Source organism: Calidithermus chliarophilus DSM 9957, assembly GCF_000430045.1.
GTDB classification, from domain to species: domain Bacteria; phylum Deinococcota; class Deinococci; order Deinococcales; family Thermaceae; genus Calidithermus; species Calidithermus chliarophilus.
On the sequence record NZ_KE387023.1, the window covers coordinates 847,229 to 862,491 of the forward strand.

The 15,263-nt window shown below is 70.5% G+C and carries 13 protein-coding genes and 1 CRISPR repeat array; of the genes, 4 read left to right on the forward strand and 9 right to left on the reverse strand.

The features are described from left to right. Positions 1-201, reverse strand: a 201-nt coding sequence (locus MEICH_RS29790) for a hypothetical protein (RefSeq protein WP_218916382.1), incomplete at its 3' end; no start/stop codon positions are given. A gap of 215 nt (positions 202-416) precedes the next feature. Between MEICH_RS29790 and MEICH_RS0104155 the strand changes: the two genes are divergently transcribed. The 3 genes from MEICH_RS0104155 (at position 417) to MEICH_RS23530 (ending at position 3,106) form a co-directional block, all read left to right on the forward strand. Then, positions 417-1,124, forward strand: a complete 708-nt coding sequence (locus MEICH_RS0104155; protein ID WP_027891558.1) for an endonuclease V — start codon at positions 417-419, stop codon at positions 1,122-1,124. Between the two features lie 209 nt (positions 1,125-1,333). After that, positions 1,334-2,260 carry an MBL fold metallo-hydrolase gene (locus MEICH_RS0104160; RefSeq protein ID WP_027891559.1) on the forward strand — a complete coding sequence of 309 codons (927 nt, stop codon included), beginning with the start codon at positions 1,334-1,336 and terminating at the stop codon, positions 2,258-2,260. Positions 2,261-2,389: 129 nt separating this feature from the next. Next, on the forward strand, positions 2,390-3,106 hold the full coding sequence (locus tag MEICH_RS23530; protein WP_051303897.1) for a GGDEF domain-containing protein: 717 nt from the start codon (positions 2,390-2,392) through the stop codon (positions 3,104-3,106). 303 nt (positions 3,107-3,409) lie between these two features. Here the strand turns inward: MEICH_RS23530 and MEICH_RS0104170 are convergent, their stop codons facing one another. Then, positions 3,410-4,627 (reverse strand): hypothetical protein, encoded by a 1,218-nt coding sequence (locus MEICH_RS0104170; RefSeq protein WP_027891560.1) that lies wholly within the window; start codon positions 4,625-4,627, stop codon positions 3,410-3,412. Positions 4,628-4,764: 137 nt separating this feature from the next. On the opposite strand from MEICH_RS0104170, the gene acuI reads away from it, so the two are divergent. Next, positions 4,765-5,751: an acrylyl-CoA reductase (NADPH) gene (gene acuI, locus MEICH_RS0104175; RefSeq protein ID WP_027891561.1), complete on the forward strand. Its 987-nt coding sequence runs from the start codon at positions 4,765-4,767 to the stop codon at positions 5,749-5,751. Positions 5,752-5,859: 108 nt separating this feature from the next. Beyond that, positions 5,860-6,131: a CRISPR direct-repeat array (repeat unit 30 nt; unit sequence CGTTTTCCCCGCACACGCGGGGATGAACCG). 114 nt (positions 6,132-6,245) lie between these two features. Here the strand turns inward: acuI and MEICH_RS0104180 are convergent. The 7 genes from MEICH_RS0104180 to MEICH_RS30010 all read right to left on the reverse strand — a co-directional run. After that, a complete protein-coding gene (locus MEICH_RS0104180; RefSeq protein WP_027891562.1) occupies positions 6,246-7,463 on the reverse strand; it encodes a molybdopterin molybdotransferase MoeA in 1,218 nt (405 codons plus the stop codon). 277 nt (positions 7,464-7,740) lie between these two features. Then, positions 7,741-8,541: an ABC transporter permease subunit gene (locus MEICH_RS0104185; protein WP_027891563.1), complete on the reverse strand. Its 801-nt coding sequence runs from the start codon at positions 8,539-8,541 to the stop codon at positions 7,741-7,743. Positions 8,542-8,561: 20 nt separating this feature from the next. After that, positions 8,562-9,452: an ABC transporter ATP-binding protein gene (locus MEICH_RS0104190; protein WP_027891564.1), complete on the reverse strand. Its 891-nt coding sequence runs from the start codon at positions 9,450-9,452 to the stop codon at positions 8,562-8,564. Between the two features lie 85 nt (positions 9,453-9,537). After that, positions 9,538-10,014, reverse strand: a complete 477-nt coding sequence (locus MEICH_RS0104195; RefSeq protein ID WP_027891565.1) for a GbsR/MarR family transcriptional regulator — start codon at positions 10,012-10,014, stop codon at positions 9,538-9,540. A 110-nt stretch (positions 10,015-10,124) separates the two neighbouring features. Continuing rightward, entirely contained in the window at positions 10,125-11,744 is a 1,620-nt protein-coding gene (locus MEICH_RS0104200; RefSeq protein WP_027891566.1) for a GMC family oxidoreductase, read from the reverse strand. A 301-nt stretch (positions 11,745-12,045) separates the two neighbouring features. Further along, the gene (locus MEICH_RS0104205; protein ID WP_157202605.1) at positions 12,046-13,620 is read right to left on the reverse strand and encodes a S8 family peptidase; all 1,575 of its coding nucleotides are present in this window, start codon (positions 13,618-13,620) and stop codon (positions 12,046-12,048) included. Positions 13,621-13,696: 76 nt separating this feature from the next. Continuing rightward, positions 13,697-15,263: tetratricopeptide repeat protein (locus MEICH_RS30010; RefSeq protein ID WP_420804460.1), on the reverse strand; the 1,567-nt coding region annotated here is incomplete at its 5' end.

Consider the following 15,263-nt stretch of genomic DNA (forward strand, 5'->3'; position numbering starts at 1 on the left):
CCCCTCGCGGACGTGCCGCCGGGCCTCAGTGCCCGCGTGTGCGGGGGTGCGGGCCGCACCTTGACCCGGCGGCGTGCCCGTCTGCGCCACCTCCCTCACCCCCTCCCGCGTGAGCCGCGGGAACACGGCCGGGGCGGGCAGCGACCACCGAGCAAATGTCCCCTGGGGAGTGGGGCTGTAGTTGGCCTGCGGGGCGGGCACGGCCTCAGTGGATGATTGGTCCCAACGAGGCGTTTGGCTATCGGCTATCGGCCATCGGCGTTCCGCGTTCGGCAAGCGCAGGACCCCCGATCCTGCCCGGCGTCTCCTTTGGCCTCGAGGGCCTGGGCTAAGCTACCGGGGATGGCGTCCTACGGTTTCGGTGCGTCGGATCGTGAGGCTTTTCGGGAGCCGGTTTTCGGCTGTGTTCGCAGGCCGTGAAGCCCCTCGAGCCTGCCCCTTTTCCCCGTCCGGCTGGCGTGCGGGAGGCGGCGGCTATTCAGAGGGCGCTGCGCGACCGGGTGGTTTTGGAGGGCGAGCTGTCCGGGGTGCGGTATCTGGCGGCGCTCGATGCTTCGCACCCTACGCGCTTTTCCAAGGTGCAGGGGGCTTCGGTGGCGGCGGCGGTGCTGTGGGACCGGCAGGAGGGGAGGGTGCTCGAGGTGGCTACGGCCAGCGTGCCCGAGGCCGAGCTGTTCCCCTACATTCCCGGCTTCCTCTCCTTCCGCGAGGCGCCGAGCTACCTGGCGGCGCTGAGCCGGCTCGGCCGGCGGCCCGAGATGCTGCTGGTGGACGGCATGGGCATCGCGCATCCCCGGGCCTTCGGGATCGCCTCGCACCTGGGGGTGCACCTGGACCTGCCCAGCGTGGGGGTGGGGAAGACCCTGCTCTACGGCAAGCCCGAGGCCGAGCTGCCCCAGGCGGCCGGGAGCGCGGTGCGGCTGCTGGGGCGGGAGGGGCCGGTGGGCTGGCTGCTGCGCTCGAGGGAGGGCGTGCAGCCCCTCGTGGTCTCGCCGGGGCACCGGGTGAGCCTGGAGGGGGCGCTCGAGTTGGTGCGCTCGCTGCTGGGCAGGACCCGCCTGCCCGAGCCCCTGCGCCAGGCCCACGTCCATGCCGGGGAGGCCCGCCGCACCCTGGGCGGGTGAGGGGCTTGTTAGGGTCGAACTGTGGGGCGGGGCGCGGTTTCGCCCCTGAATCCGGCGGTATAACGTCCCGCGTATCCTTATCGCGGTTCGCTCCAGCCTTGCCGCTCATCCCGGCGGCAAGACCGGCTGTGGGAGGGCGGTCGTACCCGCGTCGCCCGTGCCGTCACTCGGCAGACCGCTCGAGCTGCACCGATTCGGAGGAGGTAGGCATGAACAAAGGCGCAGGCATTTCCCGTCGTGAAGCCCTCAAGCTGGCCGGAGCCACCGGCCTTCTGGCCGCCGGAACCGCGCTGGGCCAGGCGCAGGCCGGGGGCGCGCTGCCCAACGGGGCGGGCTTCTACCGCTTCAAGCTGGGCGACTTCACCGTGGTCGTGCTCTCCGACGGCCAGACCCCGCCGGGGGCCACCTTCCCCAACTGGGGCGCCAACCCGGGAAAGCAGGCCGACTTCGAGCAGGCCCTGCGGGAACACTTCATCGACCCCAACCGCTTCATCAACAACTTCAACCCCATGCTCGTCGACACCGGGCGCAACAAGGTGCTCATCGACACCGGGCGCGGGGGTCAGGCGGGCCTGCTGCTGACGCACCTCGCCAACGCCGGGTACAAGCCCGCCGACGTCGACACCGTGTTCATCACCCACGGCCACGGCGACCACATCGGCGGCCTCATCACCAACGGGCAGCCCACCTTCCCCAACGCCCGCCACCTCATCGGGGAGACGGAGCTGGGCTTCTGGCTCAGCCAGGCCACGCCCCCGGCCAACCTCGCCGCCTTCAAGGACCGCTTCACCCTGCTCAAGGCCAACCAGGAGATCGCGCCGGGCCTCACCACCGTCGCCACGCCGGGCCACACCGTGGGCCACATGGCGGTGATGGTGGCCTCGGGCTCCAACGCCCTCGTGCACTACGGCGACGCGGCCGGGCACTGGATCCTGTCGCTGCGCTTCCCCGAGCACTACCTGGGCTTCGACGCCGACAAGGAGCTCGTGGTCAAGACCCGCGCCGAGATGTTCGCCCGCGCCGCGGCAGACAAGCACATGGTGGTGGGCTACCACTTCCCCTGGCCCGCCACGGGCTACATCCGCAAGGCGGGCTCGGCCTACGAGTTCGTGCCCGCCTTCTTCACCTGGTCCTGAGCTTAGACCGGGCTCATACACCGGGGGGGAGGAGTTCCTCCCCCCTTTCTTGGTCTTAAACCGGGCGAGTTCTCGAGGCTTGCGCTAGAGTGGCGGTAATGCCGTAACCGCCGGGTCAAGGTAACGCCAATGTTCCGCGCCTTTCTCAAACGCTTCGGCCTGTGGCCCACGGTGGTCATGCTCACCCTGGCTTCGGCGGCGGTCTCGGTGCTGATCACCCTCGCGCTCAACGGCTGGCGCCTCGACTCCAGCGGCGTGCGCATCGCCATCCTGGTGCCCTGCATCGTGGCGCCGCTGTTCAGCACGCTCCAGCTACGGCTCATCCAGCAGCTCGAGCGCATCCGCGAGGACCTGCACCGGCTGTCCATCACCGACGAGCTGACCCAGACCTACAACCGCCGCCACTTCATGCACGTCGCCGAGCGCCGCCTGGCCGAGTCGGGGCAGGGCAGGGGCCTGTCGATCCTCATCTTCGACCTCGACGACTTCAAGCTCATCAACGACCGCTACGGCCACCTCACCGGCGACGCGGTGCTGGCCGAGATCTGCCGCCGATGCGTGCCGCACCTGCGGCAGGAGGACGTGTTCGCCCGCTACGGGGGCGAGGAGTTCGTGCTGCTGCTGCCCGCGACCAGCCACGCGCAGGCCCTCGAGGTCGCCGAGCGCCTGCGCCGGGTGGTGGCCGAGCACCCCATCGAGGCGGCGGGCTTCTCCATCCCCGTGACCGTGAGCATGGGCCTGGCCTCCCAGCACGGCCCCCAGCAGTCCCTCGACGAGCTGCTCAACCGCGCCGACGACGCGCTGTACCAGGCCAAGCAGCAGGGCAAGAACCAGGTGCTGGGCTGAGGTCCTGGGCTCGAGGCCGGCTTTCGGGTGGGGGAGGAGGGCGGTTGGCGGTGCTGTGGTTTGGCGACCCCCGACACCCCCTCCCGCGTGAGCCGCACACCCCGGCCGGGGCGGGGCAGCGACCATCGAGCGCCCTTCCACGGGGAAGTGGGGCTGTAGTCGGCCTGCGGGGCGGGCACGGCCCCAGTGGATGATTAACCCCAACGAGGCGTTTTGCGTCTTGCGTCTTGCGTCTTGCGTTTGGCGTACGGCGTAGGACGTACGACCCGCTCCCGGCGCCCGGCGCTCGGCGTTCCCTGTGCGCTACCCACAATCCGGGTCCACGTCGCCGCTGGCGTTGTGGCTGAAGGTGTTGCCCGGGCCTAGCTCGAGCACGTAGCCGTCCACCTCGGGGTTGCCGCAGCGCACGCCCCAGCCCTGGCTGTGGTGGATGTTGGCGTGGCTCAGGCTGAGGTAGGCGTCGAAGTCGACGACGACGTTGGCGTTGAGGCCAAGGATGCTCTCGCCCCCGGCGTAGCCGATGTCGACGTGCTCGAGCTTGTTGGCCCTCGAGGTCGAGTCGAAGAACCAGATGCCCGCCCAGTAGCCCGGCACCGCCTCCTTGCCCGTGAACACCACCGGCTCGGCGGCCGTGCCCACGGCGCGCAAGGCGCCGGTTTCTTCCACGGTGAGGTTGCCCTTGTCGCTGAAGACCAGCTTGACCCCCGGGGCGAGCGTGAGCGTGCCCCAGGCGACGTTGAGGTAGCCCTCGACGAAGTAGGGCGCGTTGAGCTTTTTCCAGGTCACGTCTTCCTCCAAGTCGCCCAGGCCGGTGCCCACGTAGGGGCGGCCGTTGGGCTTCTCCTGGCCCGCGTAGTCGCTGGCCGTGTCGAGCAGGTGGACCTGGGCGGGGTCGACCACCACGCCGTACCAGGTGTTGCCGTAGAAGCGGTTGTTCTCGAATTCGATCAGGCGGAGCGAGCGGAAGATGGCGCCGTTGACGTAGCTGCCGGAGATGGTCGAGTGCTTGAGCACCAGCGAGCCGCCGAATCCGGCCAGGGCGCCCTTGGGGTGGTAGTAGCCCCCCTCCTGCCCGGCGTTGACGATGTCGACGTACTCGATGCGGCTGGGCCGGGCGTTGGTGCCGAAGATGATCCCGCTCCAGTAGCCGGTGACGGGGTTGAGGCCCTCCATGCGGATGCGGGCGGTGGGGGTGCCGACGGCGATGAGCTCGCCGCTGTCGATGTCGAGCTCGCTGTCCTTGGTGAAGCGCAGCAGCGTGCCCGGCTCGATCTCGAGCCTCGAGCGCACCTGGATGTAGCCGTCGACGAGGTAGTCGCAGCGCGCCCCGGAGTTGACGAGCCGCGTAGGGATGGTGATGTCGGCGTTGATCGTGGCCGCGCAGGTGTCGCCGCCCCCGCCGCCTCCACCCCCGCCCCCGCCTCCACCTCCACCACCCCCGCCCCCGGGATCTTTGCCGCAGGCCGCGAAGACGAGGAGCGCTAAGGCCAGGAGTGCTCGAGCCGGGTGCCAATGCGTCATGGAAAACCTCCTAAAATGCCAGCCCCATCCTAAGGCGGCGCGTCGCGCCACCGCCTTAAACCGATTTAAGACTTCCTTAGAGCCGGGCTCAGCAGGAGCCCTCCACACGCCGGGTCGGCGACGGTTACGATGGACGCATGGCGAGCTTCAAAGCCCTCGTGGTCGAATCCGGCGATCCCTACACCGCCCTGCTGCGCGACGTCTCCCTCGACGAGCTCCCCCCCGGCGAGGTGCTGGTGCGGGTGGCCTACTCCAGCCTCAACTACAAGGACGGCCTCGCCATCACCGGCGCGGGCAAGGTGATCCGCAGCTTCCCCCTGGCCCCCGGCATCGACTTCGCGGGGACCGTGGTCGAGTCGGCCTCGCCCGACTTCCGGCCCGGTGACGAGGTGGTGCTCACCGGCTGGGGCGTGGGCGAGCGGCACTGGGGCGGCCTGAGCCAGATGGCGCGGGTCAAGGCCGAGTGGCTGGTGCCCAAGCCCGAGGGCCTGAGCCTGCACCAGACCATGGGCATCGGCACGGCCGGCTTCACCGCCATGCTGTGCGTGATGGCCCTCGAGGAGCACGGGGTGGGGCCGGGGGGCCGGGAGGTGCTGGTCACCGGCGCGGCCGGCGGGGTGGGCAGCATCGCGGTCGCGGTGCTCGCCAAGCTGGGCTACCGGGTGGTGGCCGCCACCGGCCGGCCGCAGGAGCGGCCCTACCTCGAGTCCCTGGGCGCTGCGGAGGTCCTCGAGCGCGGCGTCCTCACCGCCCCCGCCAAGCCCCTCGAGTCCGAGCGCTTTGCCGGGGCCGTGGACACGGTGGGCGGCGCGGTCCTGGCCGGCGTGCTGCCGCGCATCGCCTACGGCGGCAGCGTGGCGGCCTGCGGCAACGCGGGCGGGGCCAAGCTCGAGACCACCGTGTTCCCCTTCATCCTGCGCGGGGTCAACCTGCTGGGCGTGGAGTCGGTGATGTGCCCCCGCGAGCGCCGCCTGCGGGCCTGGGAGCGCCTGGCCCGGGACCTGCCCCTCAACCTCCTCGACGCCAGCGTCCAGACCGTGGACCTCGCCGCCGTGCCCGAACTCGCCCAGCAAATCCTCGCCGGGCAGGTGCGCGGCCGGATCGTGGTCGACCTAGGCGCCTGAAGCCCTGCTAGGATAGTTCCAGGCAAGCCTGCTTGCCGAGGGGAACTTGAAAGCTGGGCTCGAGGCACTTCCGGGGCTCGAGGGGCAGTTTTGCTCGGGAGGACCAAGTGTTTTCCCCGCACACGCGGGGATGAACCGATCGTCGTGACCTGGGCGGGGGCGACGATCGTTTTCCCCGCACACGCGGGGATGAACCGGCGGCGCGGGCCTGGAGGTCGCTAGGGTTAGCGTTTTCCCCGCACACGCGGGGATGAACCGCGGCCCTCGACGCCGGCCACGGTGCGCTCGACGTTTTCCCCGCACACGCGGGGATGAACCGGCCACGCCCTCGCTCGACTGGCTCATCCTCACGTTTTCCCCGCACACGCGGGGATGAACCGCCCAAGTCCTTCGCCCGCACCATGGCCGTCACGTTTTCCCCGCAGAGGCGGGGATGGGTACGACTGTAGGGGCGCAACGCGTTGCGCCCCTGCGCTGTTTTTAGGGCCTCTCGCTCAGATCGTGAAGCCCAGGGGGATCACCGTGACCCTGTCGCCTGCCTTGGCGCCCGCGCCGGCCTCGAGCACCACCAGGGCGTTGCCCTCGACCATCGAGCGCAGCACGCCGCTCGACTGGCTGCCGGTGCTCTCGACGGTGAAGCCCTGGGGGGTCCAGCGCAGGACGCCCCGGCGGTAGACCCGCTTGGAGGGGTTGGCGCCGAAGGCGGTGGCGGCGGTGGCCTGCACCCCGGCGTAAGGGGGGTCGCTGCGGCCGATCAGCTTGAACAGCAGCGGCCGGCCGAGGAGGTGGAAGACCACCATGCTCGAGACCGGGTTCCCCGGCAGCCCCAGCACCGGCAGCCCCCGGTAGTCGGCGAAGAGCACCGGCCCGCCGGGCTGCAGCTTGACCCGCCAGAAGTGGATGTTTCCCTCGCTCTCCAGCAGCCGCCGCACGAGGTCGTACTTGCCCATCGAGACCCCGCCCGAGGTCAGGAGCAGGTCGAGCTGGCCGACCCCGGCCAGGCCGCGCTTGAGCACCTCGAGGCTGTCGGGGACCTTGCCCAGCACCACCGCCTCGCCCCCGGCGTCCTGCACCTGCCCGACTAAGGCGTAGCTGTTGGAGTTGTACACCCCGCCGTAGGGCAGCGGCTGGCCCGGCTCCACCACCTCGTCGCCCGTGGAGAGGATGCCCACCCGCGGGCGGCGCACCACCGGCAGGTTGGGGTAGCCCATGGCGGCGGCGAGCGCCACCCGGGCCGCGTTCAGCCAGGCGCCGCGGTGCAGGTAGACCTCGCCCAGGCGCAGGTCGTCGCCGCGGTGGCGGATGTCGGCGGCGTTGGCCGGCTTGAGCAGCCAGACCCCGGTGCCGTCGCGCACGGTGTCCTCGACCCGTACCACCGCGTTGGCCCCTTTGGGGACGGGCGCGCCGGTGTAGATCGCCACCGCCTGCCCCGGCTGCACCTCACCGGGGAAAGGCCGGCCCGCCGGGGCCTCCCCGACGACCTCGAGGCGCACCGGCGTCGAGACCGAGGCCGTGATGGTCTCCTCCCCGCGCACCGCGTAGCCGTCCACCGCGCTGTCGTCGGCGTCGGGGTGGTACACCTTGGAGGCGAGGTCCTGGGCCAAGACCCGCTGGTAGGCCTGGCTCAGCGGGACCGTCTCGCTCTCGGCAATGGGCCGGACCTGGCTCAGAATGGACTCGAGGGCATCTTCGACGCTAATGTTCTGGCGCATCCTTACCAGTTTAAACCGGGGGTATAGCGGGGGGGCAGGTGTCGAAGGTATAGCGCCGATAGCCGATAGCCGAACGCCCAACGCCTGGCGCGGGTCGTGCGTCGTACGTCCTACGTCGTACGCAAGACGCAAAACGCAAAACGCCAAACGCTAAACGCTAAACGCTAAACGCAAAACGCAAAAATCCCCTCCCTCCGGCCGGAGGGAGGGGAAGGGGTTGGGTGGGAAAGCTGATAGCTAACGGCTGAAAGCTTACCCCCGTCTACCACGAGCCTCCCTACACCCCGATATCCCGCTGGCGGAAGCGCAATAGGCCCAGTGCCAGCACCAGCAGGGTGATGCCTAGGAGGATGGCGGTGTAGGCCCAGTCGAAGCCGTTGCGCAGGGGCTCGTAGCCGGTCGCGAGGTAGAAGGGGGAGAACTTCTGGCTGTCGGCTAAGTCCTTGTTGAGGGGGGCGAGGGCGTTCCACAGATAGGTCACTACGGCGGTCAGGGAGGCCAGGCCGAGGGCGGCAGCCCGCCGGCCGTTCCAGGCGCCCAGCGCCAGGGCCAGGCCGCCGAAGAGCAGGCCCAGCAGGAAGCTCCCGCTGACCGCGGCGAGCTGGTGGCTGAGGGGCAGGCTAACGCCCACGACCTGCAAGCCGAGCCACACGCTCAAGAAGAGGAGCAGGCTCGAGAACAGCAGCGCTACCACCAGCACGCCGAGCTTCTCCAGGAACAGCCGGGTGCGGCCCACCGGGTGGGCGGCGACCACCTCGAGCTGCCCCCGCTCCTCCTCCCCGGCGATGGTCGCCGAGCCGATGCCCACGCCCTGGATGATCAGCAGCAGCGGCACCATCAGCGCGAAGAGCCGCCCTTGCAAGAAGCCCTCGGGGGTGAAGAGGTCCACCTCCTCGCTGACCCCGAAAGCGGCCAGCATGCCCTTGGGCATCGAATTGATCAGGCGTTGCAACTCCTGGCCGCTCTCCTGGATCGAGGGCAAAAACAGCACCGAGACCAGCGAGAGCGCGGCCAGGCCGATGCCGAAGCCCAGCAGGTTGCCCCGGCCCATGCGGAGGTTTTGGGTGAGGATGTGCATATCTGGCTCCTTGAAGCGCCTCAGGCGGCGCTGCGTCCGTCGTAGTAGGCGAGGAAGATCTCCTCGAGGCTGGGTTCTTGCGAGATGAAGTCGCGCACCCGGTGCTGGGCGGCGGCCTTGATCAGGGGGTCCAGGCTGCCCTGCACGGTGGCCTCGAGCCAGTCGCTATCTACCCGCAGGTCCTTGAGGCCGGGCACCTGGGCCCACTCCTTGGGGTTGGCCGCCTCGGCGAAGCGGATGCGCACCCGGCGCAGCGAGCGCTCGGCCAGCTCATGAATGGCGCTCACCGCCACCAGCCCCCCCTCGCGGATGATGCCCACCCGGTCGCACAGCGCCTGCACCTCGCCCATCACGTGCGAGGAGAGAAAGACCGTGGCCCCCCCGTGCCGCACCTCCTGCACCAGCTTCTGGAACTCGGCCTGCAAGAGCGGGTCGAGGCCCGAGGTGGGCTCGTCGAGGATCAGCAGCTCGGGGCGGTGCATGAAGGCCTGCACCAGCCCGATCTTCTGCTTGTTGCCCTTGGAGAGGGTGCGCAGCTTGCGGGTGGGGTCGAGGTCGAAGCGCTGGAGGAGCTGCTTCAGGTAGGCCGTGTCCAGCTTGCCCCGCAGCCGGCCGAAGTAGCGGAACAGCTCCCAGCCCGTGAGGCCGTCGTAGAGGTTGAGCTCGCCGGGCAGGTAGCCGACGCGCTGGCGCAGGGCCGGGTTGTCCCGCACCGGCTGGCCCAGCACCCAGGCCTGGCCGCCGCTGGGCCGGATCAGGTCGAGCAGCAGGCGTATGGTGGTGGTCTTGCCCGCGCCGTTGGGGCCGAGGAAGCCGAAGACCTCGCCGGGTTTCACCTCGAGGTCGAGTTCCACCACCCCTCGCCGCTTGCCGTAATACTTGCTGAGTTTTTCCGTACGAATCGCGCTCATGAAGGTCTCCTTACCGCGTCTGCGGTAGCTTGGTTGTTTCTGTTAGTGCTGTGCTGTCGGGCTCGAGCCCTCGGGCCGTGGGGGTTCAGGCGGTGGGCTGGGCCTCCTTGCCGCGCTGGGCCTCGAGCCGCCGGATCAGCTCGCCCAGCTCTTGCTCGAAGAAGGCGTAGAGGTCGCGCATCTCCTCGAGCCGCACCTTGCGCTCGGGCGGGGCCGTCTCCATCAGCTTGAGGCCTTTGTCGGCCAGAACCCGGAAGGCGCTCAGGCTGGCCATGCGGGTCTTCATCAGGTCGGTCCAGGCGCCGGGCTTGATGCGGTAGAAGTCCTGCCGGCTGCCCCGCTTCGAGACCCGCTCGATGAGCGAGAACTGCGTGAGCATGCGGGTCATGGTGCTGATGGAGGCCTTGCTCGCGCCCAGCTCCTGGGCCAGTTGCGCCGCGCTCTGCTCCGGCGGGTCGCAGACCATCAGCCAGCCCAGGATGCGCCCGGCGATGCGGGGCAACCCCGCCGACTCGTACATCAGCGCGAACTCCTCGACGTATTGGTGCAGGGCGTCGGTCATACGGAGAGTTTAGTGCCTTCGGTAAATTTAGTCAATACTGAACCAGGCAAACACAGGAATTTGTTCGTGCTACACTTATGCCACGTCGGAGCATGACTTGCTCGTCCGCATCACGTCTGAGCCAGCAGCAGGTCGGCAGCCTTCTCCCCGATCATGATGGCGGGCGCGTTGGTGTTGCCCCGGATCACCCCCGGCATCACCGAGGCGTCGGCCACGAAGAGGTTTTCCGCGCCCAGCACCTTCAGCCGCTCGTCCACCACCTGCCCCATGCTGCAGGTCCCGGCGGGGTGGTAGAGGGTCTGCACGTTCTGCCGGACGTAGGCCTCGAGCTCCCCCCGCGTGCGGGCTGTGGCGCCCGGATGAACTTCCTCGCCGCGGTAGGGGTCGAAGGCGGGCTGGCCGGCGATCTCGCGGGCGAGTTCCAGGCCCCGCAACAGCACCTCGAGGTCCTCCTCCGCGCTGAGGTAGCGCGGCTGGATGCGCGGGGCGGCCTCGGGGTCGGCGCTCTTCAGCTCGATGAAGCCCCGGCTCCGTGGGCCGACGAGGGTCGGGCCGATGGTGAAGTAATGGCCCTGGGGGTGGGTGAAGCCGTGGTTGGCGAAGTAGGCGGGGCCGAAGTGGAATTGCAGGTCGGGGGCGGGGGCGCCGGGCAGCACCCGCAGGAAGGCGCTGGCTTCGGCGATGTTGCTGGTGAGCAGGCCGTTGTGGGTGAGTGCGAAGCGCACGGCCTCGGGCAGGTTTTTCACCAGGGCCTGGGCCTCGGCCACGCTGCGCGGGGTCTCGCGGCGCAGCACGTTGCCCAGGGGCACCGCGTCGTCGAGGCTCACGGGCTTCTTGCAGCGCCAGATCACCGGCAGGGCCAGGTGGTCCCACAGGTTTTGCCCCACCGGGAGGTCGAGGCGGGGCTCGAGGCCGTGCCGGCGCAGGTGGTCGGCGGGCCCGATCCCCGAGAGCATCAGCAGTTGGGGCGACTGCACCGCCCCGGCCGCCAGGATCACCCCGCGCTCGGCGTGCAGGGTGTGCAGCGCGCCCTGGTGGCGCACCTCGACGCCGGTGGCGCAGGTGCGCTCGAGCAGCACCCGGTGTACCCGCGCCCCGGTCAGCACGGTGAGGTTGGGGCGGTGCAGCACCGGCTTGAGGTAGGCGCTGTAGGTCGAGTGGCGCTGGCCGTTCTTGCAGGTCACGTGCAGCAGCCCCACGCCCTCCTGATGGGGCCCGTTGAAGTCGTCGTTGCGGCGAAGCCCCACCTGCACGCCCGCCTCCACGAAGGCGTGGGAGAGCGGGTTGGTGTAGCGCCGCACCTCCACGTTGAGCGGCCCGCTGTCGCCGTGGTACTCCGAAGGCCCCAGCGGGTGCGTCTCCATGCGCCGGAAGTAGGGCAGCACCTCGCGGTAGCACCACCCCGGCTGCCCCCACGCGTCGTAGTCGTAGGGGTTGCCCCGGATGTAGATCATGGCGTTGATGGCGCTGCTGCCCCCCAGCACCTTCCCCCTCGGCCAGTACAGCTCCCGCCCCGCCAGGTTCTCCTGCGGCTCGGTGTAGAACGCCCAGTCGGCCTCGGTCTTGAACAGCTTGTAAAACGCCGCCGGTGCCTGGTGCAGCAAGCCTTTCTCCTCGCCGCCCGCCTCGAGCAGCAGCACCTTCAAGTCAGACCGCGCGCTCAGCCGGTTCGCCAGCACGCACCCCGCCGACCCGCCCCCCACGATGATGTAGTCGTAGCTCGTCCGCACTTCTTGGCCGTCCTTTTGAACCGAGTATAAGGGGGAAGCGGGAAGCCATGAGCGGTAAGTAAGCCTTCAGCCGTCAGCTATCAGCCATCAGCTTGTGGCTCGTTGCCTGTGGCTCATGGTTGCCCCTCCCCAACCCTCCCCGCCCGCGGGGAGGGGGTATCCCCCCTAACCCCCCTTGCTAAGGGGGGAACAAGGCGTCTCGCGTCTTGCGTTTTGCGTACGACGTACGACGTACGACGTACGACCGGCGTTAGGCGTTGGGCGTTCGGCTATCGGCTATCAGCTATCGACCATCGACACCCTAAGGCTCACCCCCCAAGTCCAGGAGCCGGTTCGTCAGCCGGCCCCGGTCGGCCTCGGGGACAACCACGCGGCCGGTGCTGGCGTTTTCCAAGATCTTGTTCTGGAGCTCGAGCGGGCTGGCGTCGGGGAGTTTTTGCCGCCACAGCGCGGCGGCCCCGGCGACCAGGGGGGCGGCGAAGGAGGTGCCGCGGTTGGTGTCGCGCGGCTGGCCGTAGGCGTCGATGGCCTTGACCAGGCTGCCGGGGGCCAGGAGGTCCACCCAGGCCCCGCGGTTGGAGTAGGTGGAGGGCTCGAGGGTGGCGCTGCTCGCGGGCTTGCGCACCGCCCCCACCGCGATCAGGCCGTCGAGGTCGAAGGCGGCGGGGTAGCTGCGGGGTTCGTAGATGGCGCCGCGCAGGTAGTCGTCCCAGTCGTTGCCCGCCGAGGTCACCACGGTGGCGCCCAGCTCGATGGCCTGCTTCAGGATTAGCTCGAGGACGTCGCGCTCGAAGTCGCCGGTGTCGCCGCCCAGGCTGAGGTTGAGGATCAGCGGCTTGAGGTTGCCCTTGAAGCGGGTGTCGGCGTAGCCCAGCGCCCAGCACACCCCGCGCACCACGTCGCTCGTGCGGCACCTGCCCTGCGAGTCGCACACCTTCACCGGCAGCACCTCGGCTTCGGGCGCCACCCCGAACTCGGTGCCCGCCGCCAGGCTCGCCACCTGGCTGCCGTGGCCCTGGGCCTGGCCCCCTGTGGGCACCCCGTCCTCGCCGGTGAGGTTGCCCACGTAGTCGTCGCCGGTGTAGCCCGACTCCCCCGCGGCGGTGAAGCGCTTGCCGGGGAGCAGCCTGCCGCCCCACTCGCTGAAGCTTTGCAAGCCCACGCCGGTGTCGAGCACCGCGATGAGGGTGCCTTTTCCGGTGAAGCCCCGCCCGTGGGCCGCTGGGGCCGCCACCTCGTCGCGCCCGTTGAGGGGGGTGTACTCGGCCCCGGTGCCCCAGGTGCTGATGGGGTTGACCCCCAAGATGACGTCCGGCCGGCTGGCGGCGCGCCGGTCGAGCTCGGACAGGACCTCCTCGAAGCTCGAGGAGGTGCCGGTGTAGGTCGCCTCTACCAGCGAGCCCGCGCAGACCCCCGGCCCGCCCAGCGGGTTGATGTTCGTGCTGAAGGGGAGCTGGGTGTCGGCGAGGAACTGGCTGATCTGGTCCTTGGTCGCGCCCGGCGCCGAGAGGAGCAGGGCGGTGGGGGGCGAGCCAGCGGCGAGGTACGAGCGGCCCAGCACGTACAGCGTCCCGGTGGCGCGGTGCTGGCCGTCGAGGACCTCCAGCGTTTGGGGCCCGCCCCAGCCGCCGCCGGAGTAGGTGCCGTCCTGGTTGGGGGTGGGCGCGGGGACGGTGAAGACGACGGCGTTGCCCTGGACCTGGCTCCCGAGCGCCTTACCCGCCACCTTCACCTGGGGCTGGGCGGGGGTCCAGCCCAGCGGAAGCGTCACGCTCTTCCCCAGGGTCGCGTAGCGCGGGGGAAGGGAGTGGGTGGTGAGCCTGTCGCAAGCCCCGAGCAGTGCCAGCAGAGCGATCCATCCGAGCCAGTGTCTCATCATCGGCCTCCAGCCAGAGCGTTCCTTCGAGGACGTAGGCGCTGATTGGCATGACCACAGCGTGCTCGAGGGCCCCTTAACGGCGCATGAACGTTTCCATGGTAGCGCGCACCTCCCGCGCCATGGCCAAGAACCCGCTGCGCTCGAGCAGCTCGACGGCCTGCTCCCAGGCGGGGATGTTGCCCTCGAGCTCGGCCAGGTTGGCCAGGGCGATGGCGGTGAGCTGGGCGTCGCCGGCCTGCTGGGCGAGCTCGAGGGCCTTGGTGTAGGCCTGGCGGGCGTTGGCGGGCTGGCCGCCGTGGCGGATCACCCCCAGCCCGTTCCAGGCCAGGGCCGCGGGGGTGAGGGCCCCGCTCTCCAGGGCCAGGTCGATGGCCCGCAGGAAGGCCCGCTCGGCCTGCGGAAGCTCGCGGCGGTTGAGGTGCCCTTGGCCCACGTTGAACAGCACCATGGCCTGGGCGGAGGGGTCCTCCTCGGCGGCCTGCATCACCTCGGCGAAGGCCTCCTCGACGTAGCCGCCCAGGACGCTGCGGGCCACGGCGCGGTTGTTCAGCGCCCACAGCCACCTCGAGCGCTGCCCCGCCGCCTGCCACAGCGTCGCCGCCCGGCTGAAGAGCTCGAGCGCCTCCTGGGCCTGCCCCCGGCGCAGCGCGATCTCCCCCAGGGTGTTCAGCGCCTCGGCCTCGGCCTCGAGCGGCCCCCCCAGCGCGGCCTCGGCGGCCCGGCGGGCCTCGTCGGGGTAGCCCAGCTTGAACAGCAGGCGCGAGGTGAGGGCCTGGGTCTGGGGGGTGGGCTCGAGGCCCTCCAGCAGGTCGAGGGCCTGGCGGAAGAGGCTGCTGCGCTCGAGGGCCCGCGCCCGCAGCAGGGCGGTCTCGGGGGAGGGGGGGCTGTCCTCGAGCAGCTCCACCGCCCGCTTGGGGAAGCCGCGCCGCAACAGCTCCTGGGCCCAGTGGTGGAAGGCCCGGCGCACCTTGGGCAAGTCGGCGGGCTCCCACAGCGCCCTGGCGCGGCGGTAGAGCGGCAGGGCCTGGGGGTCGGGGAGCAGGCGGGCCAGCGCCAGGCTGAGGCGCTGGGCGAGGGCGGGCTCGCCCTCGAGGTGGCGCAGGGCCACGCCCTGGCCGCGCACCGCGCCCGAGGCCTCTACCAGGCCCATGTCCAGCAGGGTCTCGTGGGCCCGCACCAAGGTGGCGGCCTCCAGGCCCAGCGCCTGCCGCACCGTGCCGAGGTCGGGGGAGGGGAGGAGGGCCAGCGCGGCGTAGACCTCGCGCTCGGCGGGGCCCAGGCGCAAGAGGCGGGCCTCGAGGGCCTCCTCCAGCGGCTCCCCGCGCGAAAAGGCCCCCACCAGCGCCGGGATGCCCCCGGTGGCCTCGAAGGCGCCGGGGTGGCCGGCCAGGTCGGGCGCGGTGAGGGGGCCGAGCTCGAGCCGCAGGTCTACGGGCAGGGGGGCCTCGCCCTGCCCGGCCAGCACCACGGCGAAGTCGGGGCGCAGGGCGTGCAGCCGCGACAGCAGTTGCCGGCTCTCGGGGTCGGCGGCCTCCCAGCCGTCGAGCAGCAGGGGTTCGGCGGCGCGGGCCAGGCGGCGCAGCAGCGCGGTCTCGCTGCCCTCGAGGTCGCCCAGCAGGGGCTCGAGGGTGGCGTAGGGC

Bases quoted from the DNA above. Each gene is read 5' to 3' on its own strand.
- MEICH_RS0104205 (WP_157202605.1), bottom strand. From the start codon at position 13,620: ATGAGACACTGGCTCGGATGGATCGCTCTGCTGGCACTGCTCGGGGCT.
- MEICH_RS0104195 (WP_027891565.1), bottom strand. From the start codon at position 10,014: ATGACCGACGCCCTGCACCAATACGTCGAGGAGTTCGCGCTGATGTAC.
- MEICH_RS0104170 (WP_027891560.1), bottom strand. From the start codon at position 4,627: ATGACGCATTGGCACCCGGCTCGAGCACTCCTGGCCTTAGCGCTCCTC.
- MEICH_RS0104185 (WP_027891563.1), bottom strand. From the start codon at position 8,541: ATGCACATCCTCACCCAAAACCTCCGCATGGGCCGGGGCAACCTGCTG.
- acuI (WP_027891561.1), top strand. From the start codon at position 4,765: ATGGCGAGCTTCAAAGCCCTCGTGGTCGAATCCGGCGATCCCTACACC.
- MEICH_RS0104190 (WP_027891564.1), bottom strand. From the start codon at position 9,452: ATGAGCGCGATTCGTACGGAAAAACTCAGCAAGTATTACGGCAAGCGG.
- MEICH_RS23530 (WP_051303897.1), top strand. From the start codon at position 2,390: ATGTTCCGCGCCTTTCTCAAACGCTTCGGCCTGTGGCCCACGGTGGTC.
- MEICH_RS0104160 (WP_027891559.1), top strand. From the start codon at position 1,334: ATGAACAAAGGCGCAGGCATTTCCCGTCGTGAAGCCCTCAAGCTGGCC.
- MEICH_RS0104180 (WP_027891562.1), bottom strand. From the start codon at position 7,463: ATGCGCCAGAACATTAGCGTCGAAGATGCCCTCGAGTCCATTCTGAGC.